General features: G+C 73.1%; 11 protein-coding genes. 6 read left to right on the forward strand and 5 right to left on the reverse strand.

Annotated elements, in window-relative coordinates:
* Positions 1–7: 7 nt before the first annotated feature.
* The gene (locus tag KBY19_RS08825; protein WP_099885032.1) at positions 8–727 is read right to left on the reverse strand and encodes a hypothetical protein; all 720 of its coding nucleotides are present in this window, start codon (positions 725–727) and stop codon (positions 8–10) included.
* A gap of 148 nt (positions 728–875) precedes the next feature.
* On the opposite strand from KBY19_RS08825, the gene ggt reads away from it, so the two are divergent.
* Positions 876–2780 (forward strand): gamma-glutamyltransferase, encoded by a 1905-nt coding sequence (ggt, locus tag KBY19_RS08830; RefSeq protein WP_210965540.1) that lies wholly within the window; start codon positions 876–878, stop codon positions 2778–2780.
* A 343-nt stretch (positions 2781–3123) separates the two neighbouring features.
* Complete coding sequence (locus tag KBY19_RS08835; protein ID WP_210965542.1) at positions 3124–5391, forward strand: serine/threonine-protein kinase; 2268 nt, start codon at positions 3124–3126, stop codon at positions 5389–5391.
* Between the two features lie 77 nt (positions 5392–5468).
* Here the strand turns inward: KBY19_RS08835 and KBY19_RS08840 are convergent, their stop codons facing one another.
* From KBY19_RS08840 to KBY19_RS08850, 3 genes are all read right to left on the reverse strand, one after another.
* Positions 5469–5720 (reverse strand): hypothetical protein, encoded by a 252-nt coding sequence (locus KBY19_RS08840; RefSeq protein WP_099885033.1) that lies wholly within the window; start codon positions 5718–5720, stop codon positions 5469–5471.
* Between the two features lie 60 nt (positions 5721–5780).
* Positions 5781–8288, reverse strand: a complete 2508-nt coding sequence (locus KBY19_RS08845; protein WP_210965543.1) for an ATP-binding protein — start codon at positions 8286–8288, stop codon at positions 5781–5783.
* Between the two features lie 170 nt (positions 8289–8458).
* Positions 8459–9190, reverse strand: a complete 732-nt coding sequence (locus KBY19_RS08850) for a Crp/Fnr family transcriptional regulator (RefSeq protein ID WP_099885035.1) — start codon at positions 9188–9190, stop codon at positions 8459–8461.
* Positions 9191–9505: 315 nt separating this feature from the next.
* Between KBY19_RS08850 and KBY19_RS08855 the strand changes: the two genes are divergently transcribed.
* Both KBY19_RS08855 and KBY19_RS08860 read left to right on the forward strand, forming a co-directional pair.
* Positions 9506–10231, forward strand: coding sequence for a hypothetical protein (locus KBY19_RS08855; protein ID WP_210965544.1), 726 nt, complete (start codon positions 9506–9508; stop codon positions 10229–10231).
* Positions 10232–10256: 25 nt separating this feature from the next.
* The gene (locus tag KBY19_RS08860; protein WP_210965545.1) at positions 10257–10718 is read left to right on the forward strand and encodes a hypothetical protein; all 462 of its coding nucleotides are present in this window, start codon (positions 10257–10259) and stop codon (positions 10716–10718) included.
* On the opposite strand, the gene KBY19_RS08865 is transcribed toward KBY19_RS08860, so the two are convergent.
* Positions 10660–12276, reverse strand: coding sequence for a CocE/NonD family hydrolase (locus KBY19_RS08865; RefSeq protein ID WP_099885038.1), 1617 nt, complete (start codon positions 12274–12276; stop codon positions 10660–10662). The two genes, KBY19_RS08860 and KBY19_RS08865, sit on opposite strands and share 59 nt — an antisense overlap.
* Before the next feature lie 244 nt (positions 12277–12520).
* On the opposite strand from KBY19_RS08865, the gene KBY19_RS08870 reads away from it, so the two are divergent.
* Together KBY19_RS08870 and KBY19_RS08875 are read left to right on the forward strand one after the other, a co-directional pair.
* Complete coding sequence (locus KBY19_RS08870; RefSeq protein WP_099885039.1) at positions 12521–13363, forward strand: nitrilase-related carbon-nitrogen hydrolase; 843 nt, start codon at positions 12521–12523, stop codon at positions 13361–13363.
* 68 nt (positions 13364–13431) lie between these two features.
* The gene (locus tag KBY19_RS08875; protein ID WP_247690779.1) at positions 13432–14721 is read left to right on the forward strand and encodes an aspartate aminotransferase family protein; all 1290 of its coding nucleotides are present in this window, start codon (positions 13432–13434) and stop codon (positions 14719–14721) included.
* Positions 14722–14762: the final 41 nt, after the last annotated feature.

Genomic DNA, 14762 nt, shown 5'->3' on the forward strand with positions numbered 1-14762 from the left:
GCATCCCTCACCCCGGGGCCGTCCTGGCCGCACGGGTCACATCGGCGACCAGCTCGACCACATCGGGCCCGTACGCCTGCGAGTTGACGACCTTCAGCAGCAGGCAGAAGTTCCCGTTCGGCCCGTGCCGGCGGGCCAGCCGCACATGGTGCCGCACCAGATACCGCGCGGCCGCCTGGTTGGTGATGCCCCGCTGGCCGCAGATCAGGAAGACCGGTCGTGCGTCCTGCCGGTCCTGACCGGCGGTCAGCCGCGCCAGCAGCACATACTCGACGAGCCCCTTCTCCGCCGGGTACCGCTCCGCGTCGATCAGGAAGGTGGTCGGCTTCTCTCCGTCCCTGAGCAGCGAGACCCCCGGCAGCAGGGAGCGGAGATGGGCTGCCATCCGCTCGTTGGAGACCGGCCCGCCCACACAGATCTCGGTGCGCTCCCCGAAACCCTGCCGGGCGGCGTCGTGAGCGACGACGTCCGCCCTGGCACCGCACTCCTTGATGAGCGCCGACAGCTCCAGCAGCGCGAACACGTCGTTGGGGGCCACCGTCCACTCGTCGACGGCGGGGTCCTTGTTGACCACGAGCAGGCACGAGGAGTTCTCGGGCAGCCCGAAGAACCGCTGCTTGCGGCGGAGTTTGCGGCGCCACCAGGAGGAGCGGGCCAGCCAGCCCGCCGTTGCCGTGATCGCGGCGGCGACCAGACCGAGCACGATCTCCCGCAGGTTCTCGTCCATGACGCGGCAGCCTAGGCCCTCGCGCGCCGCGCGGACCGACGGGGTGAGCATGTCCCCGCCCACCGCGGGGTGCTGACGCATCCGCGTCAACCGGATTACGCTGCGCGGATCGCGTTGTCTCCCGGAGCACGCAAAGGAGGCCCCTGCCATGACGCCCTCTCCCGACGACCCCCCGAAGCCGAGTCACCAGGCAACCGCCACCCGCGTCCGGCGCCGCCCAGCGGTGCGCCGCGCCGTCGCCGTGCTGGGCACCGGCGCCGTGGTCGCGGGGCTGCTGGGCGCCGTGCCGGCGAGCCCGCACCACGGGTCGCACACCGCGGGGCAGGGGAGCCGCGGCGGCGGGACCCCGGCCAAGTCGCCGGTGGCCACCGGCTACGGAGGCGCCGTCTCCAGCGTGGACGCCGACGCCTCCGCCGCGGGCATCAAGGTGCTCAAGAACGGCGGCAACGCGGCCGACGCCGCGGTGGCCACGGCCGCGGCCCTCGGCGTGACCGAGCCGTACTCGGCGGGCATCGGCGGTGGCGGATACCTGGTGTACTACGACGCGGCCGACGGCAAGGTGCATACCGTCGACGGCCGGGAGACGGCGCCCCGCAGCGCCGACAAGCACCTGTTCACCGAGGACGGCAAGCCGATCCCGTTCGCCGAGGCGGTCACCAGCGGACTCGGTGTGGGCACCCCGGGCACCCCGGCGACGTGGGAGAAGGCACTCCGCGCCTTCGGCACCAAATCGCTGGCGCAGACGCTGCGGCCGGCGACGAAGCTGGCGAAGCGCGGCTTCACGGTCGATGAGACCTTCCGGAAGCAGACGGCGGACAACCAGGACCGGTTCCGCGACTTCCCCGCGACGGCGGAGCTGTTCCTGCCGGGCGGCAAGCTGCCCGAGGTCGGCTCCACGCTCGACAACCCCGACCTGGCCCGCACCTACCAGCAGCTGGCCCGCAAGGGCACCAAGGCCTTCTACCGCGGCGAGCTGGGCCGCGACATTGTACGGACGGTGCGAAAGCCACCGGTGGCCAAGGGCGCCGAGCGCACGGTGCGGCCCGGCGACATGACGGCGCGGGACCTGCGGGCGTACGAGGCGCTGTCGCAGCAGCCGACCCGCACCAGCTACCGGGGGTTGGACGTGTACGGCATGGCGCCCTCCTCCTCCGGCGGCACCACCGTCGCCGAGGCGCTCAACATCCTGGAACGCGGCGATCTGGGCTCCCTCGGCGAGAAGGAGTATCTGCACCGCTATCTGGAGGCGAGCCGCATCGCGTTCGCCGACCGGGGCCGCTGGGTCGGTGATCCGGCGCAGGAGGACGTGCCGACCCGGGGGCTGACCTCGCAGCGGTTCGCGGACGCACGCGCCTGCCTGATCGACGACGGCAAGGTGCTGGAGAGCCCGGTGGCGCCGGGCGATCCGCGCGACCCGCGGGAGTGCGAGCGCGGCGACGCCGACCAGGCGGCGCCCACCACCTACGAGGGCGAGAACACCACCCATCTGACCGTCGCCGACAAGTGGGGCAACGTCGCCGCCTACACCCTCACCATCGAGCAGACCGGTGGCAGCGGCATCACCGTGCCCGGCCGCGGCTTCCTGCTCAACAACGAGCTGACGGACTTCTCGTTCGTGCCCGTCACCCCCGGCGTCCACGACCCGAACCTGCCCGGCCCCGGGAAGCGCCCGCGCTCCTCGATGGCACCGACCGTCGTACTGGAGCGAGGAGAGCCGGTGCTCGCGCTCGGCTCGCCGGGAGGGTCCACGATCATCACGACGGTGCTGCAGACCCTCACCAATCACCTCGACCGCGGGATGCCGCTCCTCGACGCCATCGCCGCGCCGCGCGCCAGTCAGCGCAACTCCGCGCGGACCGACGCCGAACCCGCGCTGATGAACAGCCGGGTGCGCCGCCAACTGGAGGCACTGGGGCACTCGTTCGACCGGACCACAGAGATCGGCGCCGCCACCGCCGTGCGACGGCTGGAGGGAGGGCGCTGGCGCGCCGCCGCCGAGCCGGAGCGCCGCGGCGGAGGATCGGCGATGGTCGTCCGGCCGACGGGACGCTGACGAGCGACACCTCCGCACCGGGGGCGCGGTGGTGGAAACAGGAGGATGACCGGGTGCCCCCCCCGCCGCCGCGGCTCTCGGCCGCGGCGGCGGTGACCTGTGCCCGACCCCCGCGCGGTCAGCGGTTCGGGTACGTTCCCGGCCCTCGCCGGGCATACGTCGACCGTACGACTTCGACTTGCGGATCCGTGGGTCCGCCCGCCGGAATCCGCGCGGCGGGCGGGGCGTGGGATGGTCCGCCCGTACGGCGCGTGGTTGCCACCTGATCACAGGCCGTACGATCGCTTCCCATCAGCTGTGTGACGGCCCGCCCACGGCGGCCGAACGGACCGGGGGAGAGTACATGAGGTCCCTGCGCGCGGACGATCCCGAACGCATCGGTGAATACCGCCTGTTGGGGCGGCTCGGCGAGGGCGGGATGGGCAGCGTGTACCTGGCCCAGTCCCCGCGCGGCCGCACCGTCGCGGTCAAGCTGGTACGGCGGGAGCTGTCCGAGCACGCCGAGTTCCGGCACCGCTTCGAGCAGGAGGTCGGCGCGGCCCGCCGGGTCGGCGGTGAGTGGACGGCACCGGTGCTGGACGCGGACACCGAGGCCGATCCGCCGTGGGTGGCCACTGGCTACATACCGGGTATCACCCTCTACGAGGCCGTCGCCGACCGTAAGGCGCCGCTGCCCGTACGTACGCTGCGCATCCTCGCCAACCGGCTCGCCCGCGCGCTCGGCGCCATCCACGAGGCGGGGCTGATCCACCGCGACATGAAGCCCTCGAACATCCTGGTCACCATCGACGGGCCGCGCGTCATCGACTTCGGCATCGCCCGCGCGCTGGAGACCGTCGCGGACGCCCAACTGACGCGCACGGGCGCCGTCGTCGGCTCGCCCGGCTTCATGTCGCCCGAACAGGTACGCGGCGACCGGCTGACCGAGGCCAGCGACATCTTCTCCCTCGGCTCCGTACTGGCCTTCGCCGCGACACGGCGCACCCCCTTCGGCGGCGAGGGCGTCGCCGGACACGTCCAGATGTACCGGATCACCCAGGAGGAGCCCGACCTGACGGGCGTCCCCGACGAGCTGCGTGACCTGATCGCCGCGTGTCTGGCCAAACCCGTCGCGGAGCGGCCCGGATTGCCGGAGATCCTGGACCGTACCGCGGACCCGGAGGACGAGCCGGGCCCCGGCACGACCGGTGCGGAGGCCGCCGAACCCTGGCTGCCGGGCGGCCTGGTGGCCCAGCTCGGGCGGCACGCGGCCCAACTGCTGGACGCGGAGGTCCCCGGCGCCCAGGCGGCGGCCGACCGGGCCGCCGAGGCCCCGGCGGTCCCGCCCCGCCCCGGCGCCGAGCCCTCGCTCACGACAGTGGAGCCGTCCACCCCGGCAGCGGCGCCCTCGACCCCGCCCTCGGGGGAGGGGCCCGCGACCGGGGCGCCCGGCCCGGACGCCCCCGCCACGCGACCGGCCGCGTCGGAGGGTGCCGGCAGCGGCACGGACACGGACGGCCGCGAGGGTTCCGCAGCGCCCGAGGGCCCCGGCGAGCCGGAGCAAGGCGCAGCGGGCGCCGCGCTCCCGCCCCCACCGCCGGCCCCAGGCGGCCCCGAGATGCACGGCATGGCGACCGTGACCGGAGCCGCCGCGCAGCACACGCCCCCCTCCGGTCAGTGGCCGTCGCCGTACGCGCTGCACGGTCCGGCGGCGGCACCCGCGCCGGAACGCTCGCACGGCCGCGGGATGCTGCTCGGGGCGCTCGGCGTGGTGCTGGCGATGGTCTCCGGCGTCGGTACCTTCGTCGCGCTGCGGGTCTACGACAAGGGCGACGAGGACACCAAGCCGCCCAGCTCCCAGCCGAAGCAGTCGCCCGGGACCGAGGGCGACGGAAGCGGGAAACCGTCGCCCAAGGACATCAGCAGCCCGGCTCCCGGCGGCGCGCTTCCCAAGGGGTACCTGGGCGCCTGGCAGGGCAGCGTCCAGGACGCCGACGGCTCCACGATCACCCGGCGGTTCGAGATCACCCAGGGCAAGGAGGGCGAGGTCGTCGCCAAGACCGTCAACATCCGGGCGGATCTGATGTGCGAGGGCGAGGCGACCCTCATCGGGTTCCGGAACAGGATGAGGGTCACCAGCCGGATCACCGAGAGCCACCCCGCGTCCAACCCCTGCTCCCCGTACAAGGAGCAGACGTTGAAGCTGAACAGCGACGGCACCCTCTCTTGGACCTACCCGGCCGGCTCCCTCTCGGCGACGCTCCGGAAGGTGGGCGATCCGGCCACACCGGTGCCTTCGGGGATGGCCGGCGAGTGGAAGGGCGTCAACGAGGAAGGGGACGCGCGCACCCTCTCCCTGAGCCGGGGCCGGGTCGGTACCGCGACCATGCGGGTGACCGGCCGGAACGACAAGGGCGGGAGCTGCGAGTGGGAGGGCGTGCTCGGCGGCGCCCACGCCAGGACGCTGCTGTACGGGCCGGAGAAGGTGGCTCGGGACAGCATCGGGGGCGGCTGCGGGGAGTCCGGCAGCTCATGGAGCATCACCTCGGTGGGTGACGACGAGATCAGGGTCTCCAAGGTGCGGGAGGCCGACACCCCGCCGCGCGTGTACCGTCGCGTCGGCTCCGACTAGGGCGTCCGGCTCGCAACACCGTGCGACGGACCGGCCCGGAGGCCCCCCGTGGCGCCTCCGGGCCGTCGCCAAGTCGTTCACCCTTCCGGCGGCTCACCGGACGCGTTGTCGTGGTGGACGTGCAGTTCGCCGTTCATGACGGTGTACATGGTGCTGTTCCCGTCCGCCGTGTTGGTCTGGGTCGGGCCGCCGTCCGCCGAATCTGGGGACGGTGTGCCGCCGTCGGCGGGCCGGTGGACTTCGACGTGGTTGTCGTGGCCGGCCACGACCGGCCCGGAGGCGTCACCGCCGATCCGGACCGAGAAGCTGTCGCCTGGTGCGGGTCTCATGGGAAGTCTCCTGCCTGTACGGGGATGTGCGTCACACGGGCGCGCCAGGGCGCACCGGCGTCACCGCACACGGGTCAGTACGGAGCTGCCGCAGCCGTAGCACGGTCCCTCCATGGAGGACGGCGGCGTTTTCACGACGCGGGCTGTGTCACCCGAGGTTGTGAGGGTGATGGTCGTGTTGAGGTTCCCGAGGCGTCGTCCGCAGGAGCCGCCGTCCACCTCGTACAGCGGTTCCGTCCCGCGATAGATCCGGCTGCTGCCGGTGAAGTTCAAGGCGATGATATTGCCGCAGATCGAACGGGCGGTCGCCTTGTAGTTCCCGGGACCGCTCCTTGTGAACACGATGACGGCTCCCTGGCTGTTCCGCCACGTCCCGGCGAGACCGGTGGGCGACGGCCGGGGTTCCGGTTCCTCCTGCGCACGGGTCGGAGTCGGAAAGGTGGTCGGAGTCCGGGGAGCCGTCGGCGCCGACGGGGTGTGCGACCTGATCGGAAGCGGGGTCGCCGACGAGTTCGCCGTCGTCGTGGAGTCCTGGTGGTTCTTCACAGCGACGCCCCCGATGACCAGAGCGGTGATGACGGCGAGCGCCGTGAGCACCGCGGTGCCCGCGGACATCCCGCCCGCGGCAGCCGTCGCGGCCGAGGCACCCGCAGGGGTGCCGCTCGCCGTCCCGCCGGTCAGTCCGCCGGTTTCCCCGACGCCGGGCGGCGTCGGCGCCGCGGCTCCGGACGGGTCCGGCGCGGTGGAGCCCGGGCCGCCGGGCGACTGCGTGAAATCGCCCGCGCGGGCCGCCGGTTGGCCGGTGCCTCCGGGGTCCGCGGCGAAGGCGCTGTCGGCCGTGGGCTCACCACCGTGAGACGGACCACCGGCGAAGGAGGGGTCGTTGCCGGGTGAGGGGCTGCTGTCCGGGGCGGTGAAGCTGTCCGGTGGCGCGCTGTCACCTCCGGGAGGGCCACCGCTCTGTCCGGCGACACCGCCGTCGGCCTGCGGGGCGGCGTCCCCCTGCGGTGCGGCCGGCCCGGGCCCGTCCGCGGGCCCGGAGGCCGGGGGTGGGGCGTACTGCTGGGCGCCCGCCGCTGCCTCGGCCCCGCGACCGTCCCCCAACTGGTGCCAGAGCACCACTGCCTCGGCCAGCAGGACCCCCGCCAGGACGCGGCGGCCGGTGACGAGCCTCCTGATGCCTTCCTCGTGGGTGAAGTAGGCCACGGCCCGGTCGTCGCCCGCCTGTTGCGCCGCGCCTCGTCCTCTGTCGAGCAGTCGGCCCCACGCGTCGAAGCGCAGTGCGCGGGCCAGGGCGGGGGAGGCGGCCCACGCGACCCGGACGGCGAGGTCCGGTCGTCCCGCCCGCTCGGCGAGCTCCGCCGCGACCTCCACCGCCCGTGCGTGGACGGCCACCTGTTCGGGCTCCGTGGTCGGCTGTGCCGCCCAGTAGGCGAGGTACTCGCACAGCCGGTCGACGGGAAAGGGATCCGGGTGCCGTTCCCGTACCGCCCGCCCGGCATCGACCGCGCAGCGGTACCCGCCGTCCGTCGCCGTGATCAGTCCGAGGTCCGCCAGCCGCCCGCACACCGTGTACGGCTCCGCCACCTCGGCCAGGGCACCGACGTGTACCACGCCCAACTCGGCGTCGCCCAGGGCGGCCAGGAGGCGCAGCACCTTCTCGGCCCGCGCGTCGAGTTGGTCGAGCAGCAGCGGCAGCAGCTGGGACGTCGCGCCGGGCCGGGGCAGCAGCAGCGCGCCGGCGGCGTCCCGCCGGACGAGTGCCACGGCGCGCAACAGCAGCAGGGGGACCCCGGCCGCCGCCTTCCACAGCTCGGCGGCGGCACGCGCGTCCTCGGGCGAGCCCGCGCCCAGCTCGCGGACCAGCAGTTCCACACCGGCCTCCCGGTCGAGCCCTCCCAGCTCCAGGGACCTGCCCCCGCCCAGCGGCACCCGCTCCCGGCAGGCGAAGACGAACGTGGCGTCCGGGGCCGCGTCCGCCAGCTCCCGTAACGCGTCGGCGGACAGTTCGGCGCCGTCGACGTACACGGTCACCCGCACCCCGGTCATCAAGCGCCGCAGTTCGGTGGCGTGGGGCGCGTATCCGGCAGTGTCGTAGCAGGCCTCGAAGACCTCCTGGGCCAGGTCCCCCGCCTCCCGATGGGCCGCGGCGAGGAACAGCACGCCGTCCGGCCCCGGGGGCAGATTCCGTGCGGCGTGCCGCAGCAGAGTGCTCTTCCCGACCCCGGGCGGCCCCCACAGCAGCACGGGGCCGCCGGTGCTCACGGCGTCGGCCAGCGCGGCCAGCTCCGCCTCCCGCCCCAGTGGGGCCGGCTGTCGTCCGGGCAGCAGTGCGACGTGGTCCCTGCGCACCGGCCGGGGCCGTTCGCGGTCCATCAGCAGGGTCACGGCCGATCCGTGCTGCGCGTCCACCACCACGTTGTGGTGACCGGCGACGATCGGCCCCGCGGCGTCGCCGCCGATGTCCACCCGGACGCGGGTGGTGTCGCCGTCGCCCGGCTCGCCCCGCGGGTGCTGCCCCGGCCCGGTGGTCACACCGTCGCGGTCCTCCGGTTGCTCCACTGCCACCCCGCCTCCCCGGTCCGCTCCGCGCGCGACCGTCTCGTCGTCATTCGGTCTCCGCGCGCCACGCTAGGTACGAATCCGCCCGGCGACACCGTCCAATGACGGTTTCTGCGCGATTGCTTCGGCGCCCTGCCCGCCCCGAGGGCACCCGGCCGCGGTGGACGCGGCCCGCGTCACGGCCCGGCGAACGCGGTACGGCGCAACAGGGACAGGTCCTCGACGGTGATGGACCGGTACCCCGTGGAGACGACTCCGCTCTCGCGGAGCCCTCGCAGGGCCTTGTGCACGGTCGGTTCGGCGGCGCCGGACAGGGTGGCCAGCTCCGGCTGGGTGATCGGCCAGCGGATCACGGCGCCCGCCCCCAGGGGCTCCCCGTAGGTCATCGCGATCTGGTGCAGTACCCGGGCCAGCCGGGTGCGGGCGTCGCAACCGGTGAAGTCGACGCGGTGCCTGGTGGCCGCACGCAGCTTGGTCACCACGGCGGTGTTCACCGCGTGGGCGATCTCCGGCTCGCGCCGCAGGCAGCCGAGGAAGTCGCCCCGGGTCACGAGCCGGGCCGCGACGGGGCCGCAGGTGGTGACCGTGGCGGAGCGGGGCCGTCCGTCCACCGCGGCGAACTCGCCCACGAGGTCGCCGCCCATGCGCACCGCGAGCAGGGCGTCCCGCCCGTCGTCGGTCCGGGCCGTCACCTTCACCACGCCGCCGAGCAGGACCAGCACGAAATCGGTGTCCTCCGCCTCCCGGATGAGCACGCGGCCCGCCGCGTACCGCACCCGGGACCCCAGCGCGAGCAGTTGGTCACGCGCGGGCCGTGCCAGGCCGCCGAGCAGGCTGGGCGTCGGCCAGTTCGGCGCGTGGCCCGTCCGCCCCGCACCGCCGTTCCCGCGCCGGCCTGTCTCCCGCATCCGTCCCCCTGGGTCGTCGCCCCGCCTTGGCCGGGGTGCACCCGGGCAACCAGTGTGCGCCGCGGCGCACACCGTCGTCCCCCCTCCGGGCCGGGAAATCCCCTTCCACGGCCTCGGCGGGTCCGCCCCCGGGAGTTGGGCGCCCCCTGTCCGGGAGTCGGGCGGACCCCGGTCCACGACTTGGGCGGATCCCGTACGGCGACGGGATCCGGTCGCCGCGGGCCGGGCAGTGTGGAGTGTGCCGCGAAGACGCGCCGTGTGCCGGGTGTCGGCGGACACTTGACGCGAAGCCCCGCTGCCGCCCTGGAGGAGCGCATGACACAGACACGGGAACACCGGGCCCTGCTGGCCGTCGACATCGCACACTCGGCCGGACGCGGCGATGTGGCCCTCCACCGGATCCGGGAGGCGCTGTCGCGGACGCTCGCGGAGTCGTTCGAGCTGAGCGGCGTCGACTGGCACGCCTCCCTGCGCGACGACTTGGGGGACGGCATGCGCGTCACCACGCCGCCCGGTACGCCGAAGACGCGGCTGATCCACCCCTTGGTGCACGACCTGACCGCCCGACTCCGCGCCCACAACCGGCTGGCGGCACCCCCGGCGCGCGTCCGCGTCCGTATCGCGCTGCACGCCGGGGACGTCTGCCTCGGCCCGCGAGGCCAGGTCACCGGCCGGCCGCTGGAAGTGCTCGCCCGACTGCTCGACGCGGCTCCGGCCCGGGCGGCGCTCGCCCGGGCCCCGGAAGCGGTGACCGCCTCGCTGCTCGTCTCCCAGCCCTTCTACGACGACACCGTGCACCACGGCTACCCCGGCATCGAGCCGGAGGCCTTCCGAAGGGTCTCCCTCGCGGAGAAGGAGTACACCGCCGACGCCTGGCTCTATCTGCCCGGGCACGAGGGCGTCCCCCGGGTGTCCGGGCCGGCCGGTGCTCCGGCCCAGGAGGGCCCCGGCGAACCGAAGATGATCAACAAGGCGTCCGGGAACGGCGTCGTCTACGCGACCCAGAACGGCACACAGAACATTCACCACGGACGGCGATGAGCGGTGTGGACGGGGAGGAGTGCCGGTGAGCCAGGAACTGGCCGCAGTGGCCGAGGCCGGAGCCGCGGCGGTGGTCGCGGCGATGGCCACGGAGGTGTGGCAGAGCACGAGGGCCGGGCTCCTTCGCCTCTTCCACCGCGGCGACGAGGAGCGCCGGGCGGCGCTCGCGGCCCAACTGGACAACAACGCGGCCCTGGTCGAGGCCGCCGCAGCACCGGACGAGGTGCGGCGTGCCGTGCTCGCCTACTGGTCCGGGGAGTTGACGGCGCTGCTGCGCGCGGACTCCTCCCGTCGGCAGGCCGTCGCCCAGCTGTCCGCCGAGGTCGCCGCCGCCCTCCCGAAGGAGCGCGGGGCCGGCGTCTTCCAGCAGACCAACACCGCGCACGACCTCGGCACCGTGCTCGCCGTCCAGCAGGGCGATCTGCACGCTAGCCGCCGTGCCGCGTCGGCACCGTCACCCGGGACGGGTCGTCCTTCGGGGAGGTGAACTCCAGGCGGGCGCCGTCCGGGTTGTACTCGGCGTAGAGCGGGTCGACGGTGTCGACGACGACGGCGAGCCGGTGGCCGGCGGGCACGTCGTAGGAGGTGGAGAACAGCTCCAGGTCCACCGCGAACGGCTTGCCGGGGGTGCGGTCGTGGAAGGTGTAGGGGGCGTGGGTGATCAGCTTGCCGGTGCCGAGCGGGCCGACGTCGTAGAGGTGGGCGAAGAAGGTGCCGCTCTCCTTGTCGCTGGTCACCGTCGTGTGCAGCTTCGTCGTGCCCCGTACCCGGGTGGCCCGCGCATGGCGTTCGGACTGCCACACGGCGGCGCGGGAGCGCGGCAGCAGCGGTACGGAGACGACCGGCGGCAGCTTGAGGAACTGGTCGAGGATGCCGGTGAGGAAGACGGTGCCGCCGTTGGCGCCGGAGTCCTTGCCGGTGGCCAGCTCCTTCGCCCGGTCCAGTGACACGGTGCGGCTGCCGGAGGGGACCTCCTTCCAGCTGCGGTAGCCCTCGTAGCCGCCGTCCGTCCGTGACTTGAGCTGGACGGGGGCCTCGGCGTCGATGCCGTTGTGCTCGCCCTTGAGATAGCGGTCGAACCAGCGGTGCGCATGCGACCAGGTGTCGTTGGGGAGTCCGAGCAGGCCGCTCGCCTCGGCGGTCGCATGGTCGCCGGGGCGGAACTCCAGCCGCTTGGGCCCGCGCAGCTTCTCGAAGAAGTCGGCGTACTGGTTGGGCGGGAAGATCGAGTCGTTCCAGGCGTTGCCGAGCATGATGGCGGCGCCGTTGTCGTTGATCTCGTCGAGGTAGGTCGCGGGGGAGCGCTTCTTGCCCCAGGCGATCATCTCGTCCTCCTTGGCCAGGTTGGAGGAGAGGAAGTTCTTCATGATCTCCCGCAGTTCGGGGCTCGGCCGGCCGGTGAGCTCGCCGGAGGCGCCGAGCAGCCCCGCCGCCTGGAGGTGCTGGGTGCGACCGCTGTAGATGGCGCCGATCAGGTCGGCCCAGCCGCTGAGCGCGGTGACGGCCTTGATCCGCGGGTCGTGTCCGGCCGCCAGCAGACTGATGCCGGCGCCGTAGGAGACGCCGCCCATGCCGATCCGGTCCTTGTCGGCGGGGGTGTGGGCCAGTGCCCAGTCGATGACGCGGGAGGCGTCGGCGATGTCCTTGGGACCGGCCGTCTCGATCCGGCCGCCGGACTGCCAGAAGCCGCGGGAGTTGTAACTGACCACCACGTAGCCGGAGTCGGCGAGTTTCTTGGCCTGCGCGAGATATTCGATCTGCGGGCTGGCCCAGCTGGTGGGCAGCACGATCAGCGGGTAGGTGCGGGTGGCTGTCGGGTGTGCGGTGGCGCCCTCGGGGAGGAAGACGTTGCCCTTGAGGGTGATGCCGCCGTCACCCTCGATGTCGACGAAGTCGACACCGGTGACGGCTGCCGCTGCCGGCCGGGCCGTCGCGGTGGGCTGTGCCGTCGCGGTGGGGGCGAGGGCCAGGCCGCTGGTGACGAGCGTCCCGGACAGGAGGACGGCGGCGGTACGGACGTGCCCTGAGGTGGGGGAGGGGCGCATGCGCTGCTCCAGATGTCGAGGGTGACCCAGGGGTGGGGGTGAAAGTGACTGGAGAGTAAGCGCGTTGGGCTACCCGGGGTAACCCGCCAGTAGGTTACGGACCGGTAAAGGGGTGAGCCGCCCGCCGCTCCGTACGGGTTCTTGTCAGGCGGGCAGAGGGGACTTACGGTCTCAACCTCACGTATATCTACGCGTGTCGAACTGGCTGCCGCCCTCGAGAGACGTCCTCGTGAAGGAGCTGCTCATGCCCGACCTTGTACGTGCCGCGCTGGTACAGGCGACCTGGACAGGCGACACCGAGTCGATGATCGCCAAGCACGAGGAGCACGCCCGCGAGGCCGCCCGCCGGGGCGCGCGGATCATCGGCTTCCAGGAAGTCTTCAACGCCCCCTACTTCTGCCAGGTGCAGGAGCCCGAGCACTACCGCTGGGCCGAGCCGGTCCCGGACGGCCCCACCACTCGGCGTATGTGCCGGCTGGCGCAGGAGACCGGCATGGTCGTCGTCTCCCCGGTCTTCGAGATCGACGGCTCCGGCTTCTACTACAACACCGCCGCCGTCATCGACGCCGACGGCACCGTGCTCGGCACCTACCGCAAGCACCACATTCCGCAGGTCAAGGGGTTCTGGGAGAAGTACTACTTCCGCCCCGGCAACCTCGGTTGGCCGGTGTTCGAGACCGCTGTCGGCAAGGTCGGCGTCTACATCTGCTACGACCGCCACTTCCCCGAGGGCTGGCGTGCCCTGGGGCTGGGCGGCGCGCAGATCGTCTACAACCCCTCGGCCACCTCGCGCGGCCTGTCCGCCCATCTGTGGCAGCTCGAACAGCCCGCCGCCGCCGTCGCCAACGAGTACTTCGTCGCCGCCATCAACCGCGTCGGCACCGAGGAGCTGGGCGACAACGACTTCTACGGGACGAGCTACTTCGTCGACCCGCGCGGCCGGTTCGTCGGGGACGTCGCCTCGGACAAGGAGGAGGAGCTGCTGGTCCGCGACCTGGACCTGAGCGTGATCGACGAAGTGAGGCAGCAATGGGCCTTCTACCGGGACCGACGCCCCGACGCCTACGAAGGGCTGGTGCAGCCGTGAGCCGGGAACCGGAGCCGGCGCCGGGCGCCCGTACCGACAGCCACCGCGGCGCCGAGGTCCACCGCGAACTGCACGCCCGGCACCGGGCGGTGCTGCCCGACTGGCTCGCGCTCTACTACGACGAGCCCCTGGAGCTCACCCACGGCGAGGGCCGCCACGTCTGGGACGCCCGAGGCCGCCGCTACCTCGACTTCTTCGGCGGCATCCTCACCACCATGACGGCGCACGCGCTGCCCGAGGTCACCAAGGCCGTCGCCGAGCAGGCGGGACGCGTTCTGCACACCTCCACCCTCTATCTCAACCGCCCCATGGTGGAGCTCGCCGAGCGCATCGCCGCGCTCTCCGGCATCCCCGACGCGCGGGTCTTCTTCACCACCTCGGGCACCGAGGCCAACGACGCCGCGCTGCTGCTGGCCACCACCTACCGCCGGTCCAACCAGATCGTGGCGATGCGCAACAGCTACCACGGCCGGTCCTTCTCCACCGTCGGTATCACCGGCAACCGCACCTGGTCGCCCACTTCCCTCTCGCCCCTGCAGACCCTCTACGTACACGGCGGCGTCCGCACCCGCGGCCCGTTCGCGCACCTGGACGACGGTGCGTTCATCCGAGCCTGCGTCGCCGACCTGACGGACATGCTGGGCCAGGCACGCCCGGACATCGCCGCGCTGATCGCCGAACCCGTGCAGGGCGTCGGCGGCTTCACCTCGCCGCCCGACGGGCTCTACGCCGCCTTCCGCGAAGTACTCCAGCAGCACGGCATCCTGTGGATCAGCGACGAGGTGCAGACCGGCTGGGGCAGGACGGGCGACCACTTCTGGGGCTGGCAGGCGCACGGCGCCGCGGGACCGCCCGACATGCTCACCTTCGCCAAGGGCATCGGCAACGGCATGTCGGTCGGCGGGGTCGTCGCCCGCGCCGAGATCATGAACTGCCTGGACGCCAACTCCATCTCCACCTTCGGCGGCAGCCCCGTCACCATGGCCGCCGCCAACGCCAACCTCAACCACGTCCTCGAACACGACCTCCAGGGCAATGCACGCCGCGTCGGCGGCCTGCTGCTGGAGCGGCTGCGTGCGGCGTGCGCCGGGCTCGGTGTCGTCCGGGAGGTACGCGGCAGGGGATTGATGGCCGGAATCGAACTGGTCGCCCCCGGCACCGAGGAGCCCTCGCCCGAGGCCGCCTCGATCGTGCTGGAGGCGGCCCGCGAGGGCGGCGTCCTCATCGGCAAGGGAGGCGGCCACGCCACCTCCAGCGTGCTGCGGATCGCCCCGCCGCTCACGCTGACCGTCGCCGAGGCCGAAGAGGGCGCCGCCGTGCTGGAGAGCGCGTTGCGCGCCGCCGACAGTGCGATTTGAGGGGCTGCCCCTGTCTGCCGTCGACACCGTGCAGGTGGGTT

This window comes from Streptomyces sp. B15 (assembly GCF_018070605.1).
Classification (GTDB): Bacteria; Actinomycetota; Actinomycetes; order Streptomycetales; family Streptomycetaceae; genus Streptomyces; species Streptomyces smyrnaeus.

What these genes read in the sequence shown, in the direction of transcription:
- KBY19_RS08855 (WP_210965544.1), top strand. Translation starts at nt 9,506, where the DNA reads ATGACACAGACACGGGAACACCGGGCCCTGCTGGCCGTCGACATCGCA.
- KBY19_RS08835 (WP_210965542.1), top strand. Translation starts at nt 3,124, where the DNA reads ATGAGGTCCCTGCGCGCGGACGATCCCGAACGCATCGGTGAATACCGC.
- KBY19_RS08840 (WP_099885033.1), bottom strand. Translation starts at nt 5,720, where the DNA reads ATGAGACCCGCACCAGGCGACAGCTTCTCGGTCCGGATCGGCGGTGAC.
- KBY19_RS08825 (WP_099885032.1), bottom strand. Translation starts at nt 727, where the DNA reads ATGGACGAGAACCTGCGGGAGATCGTGCTCGGTCTGGTCGCCGCCGCG.
- KBY19_RS08850 (WP_099885035.1), bottom strand. Translation starts at nt 9,190, where the DNA reads ATGCGGGAGACAGGCCGGCGCGGGAACGGCGGTGCGGGGCGGACGGGC.
- KBY19_RS08865 (WP_099885038.1), bottom strand. Translation starts at nt 12,276, where the DNA reads ATGCGCCCCTCCCCCACCTCAGGGCACGTCCGTACCGCCGCCGTCCTC.
- ggt (WP_210965540.1), top strand. Translation starts at nt 876, where the DNA reads ATGACGCCCTCTCCCGACGACCCCCCGAAGCCGAGTCACCAGGCAACC.
- KBY19_RS08870 (WP_099885039.1), top strand. Translation starts at nt 12,521, where the DNA reads ATGCCCGACCTTGTACGTGCCGCGCTGGTACAGGCGACCTGGACAGGC.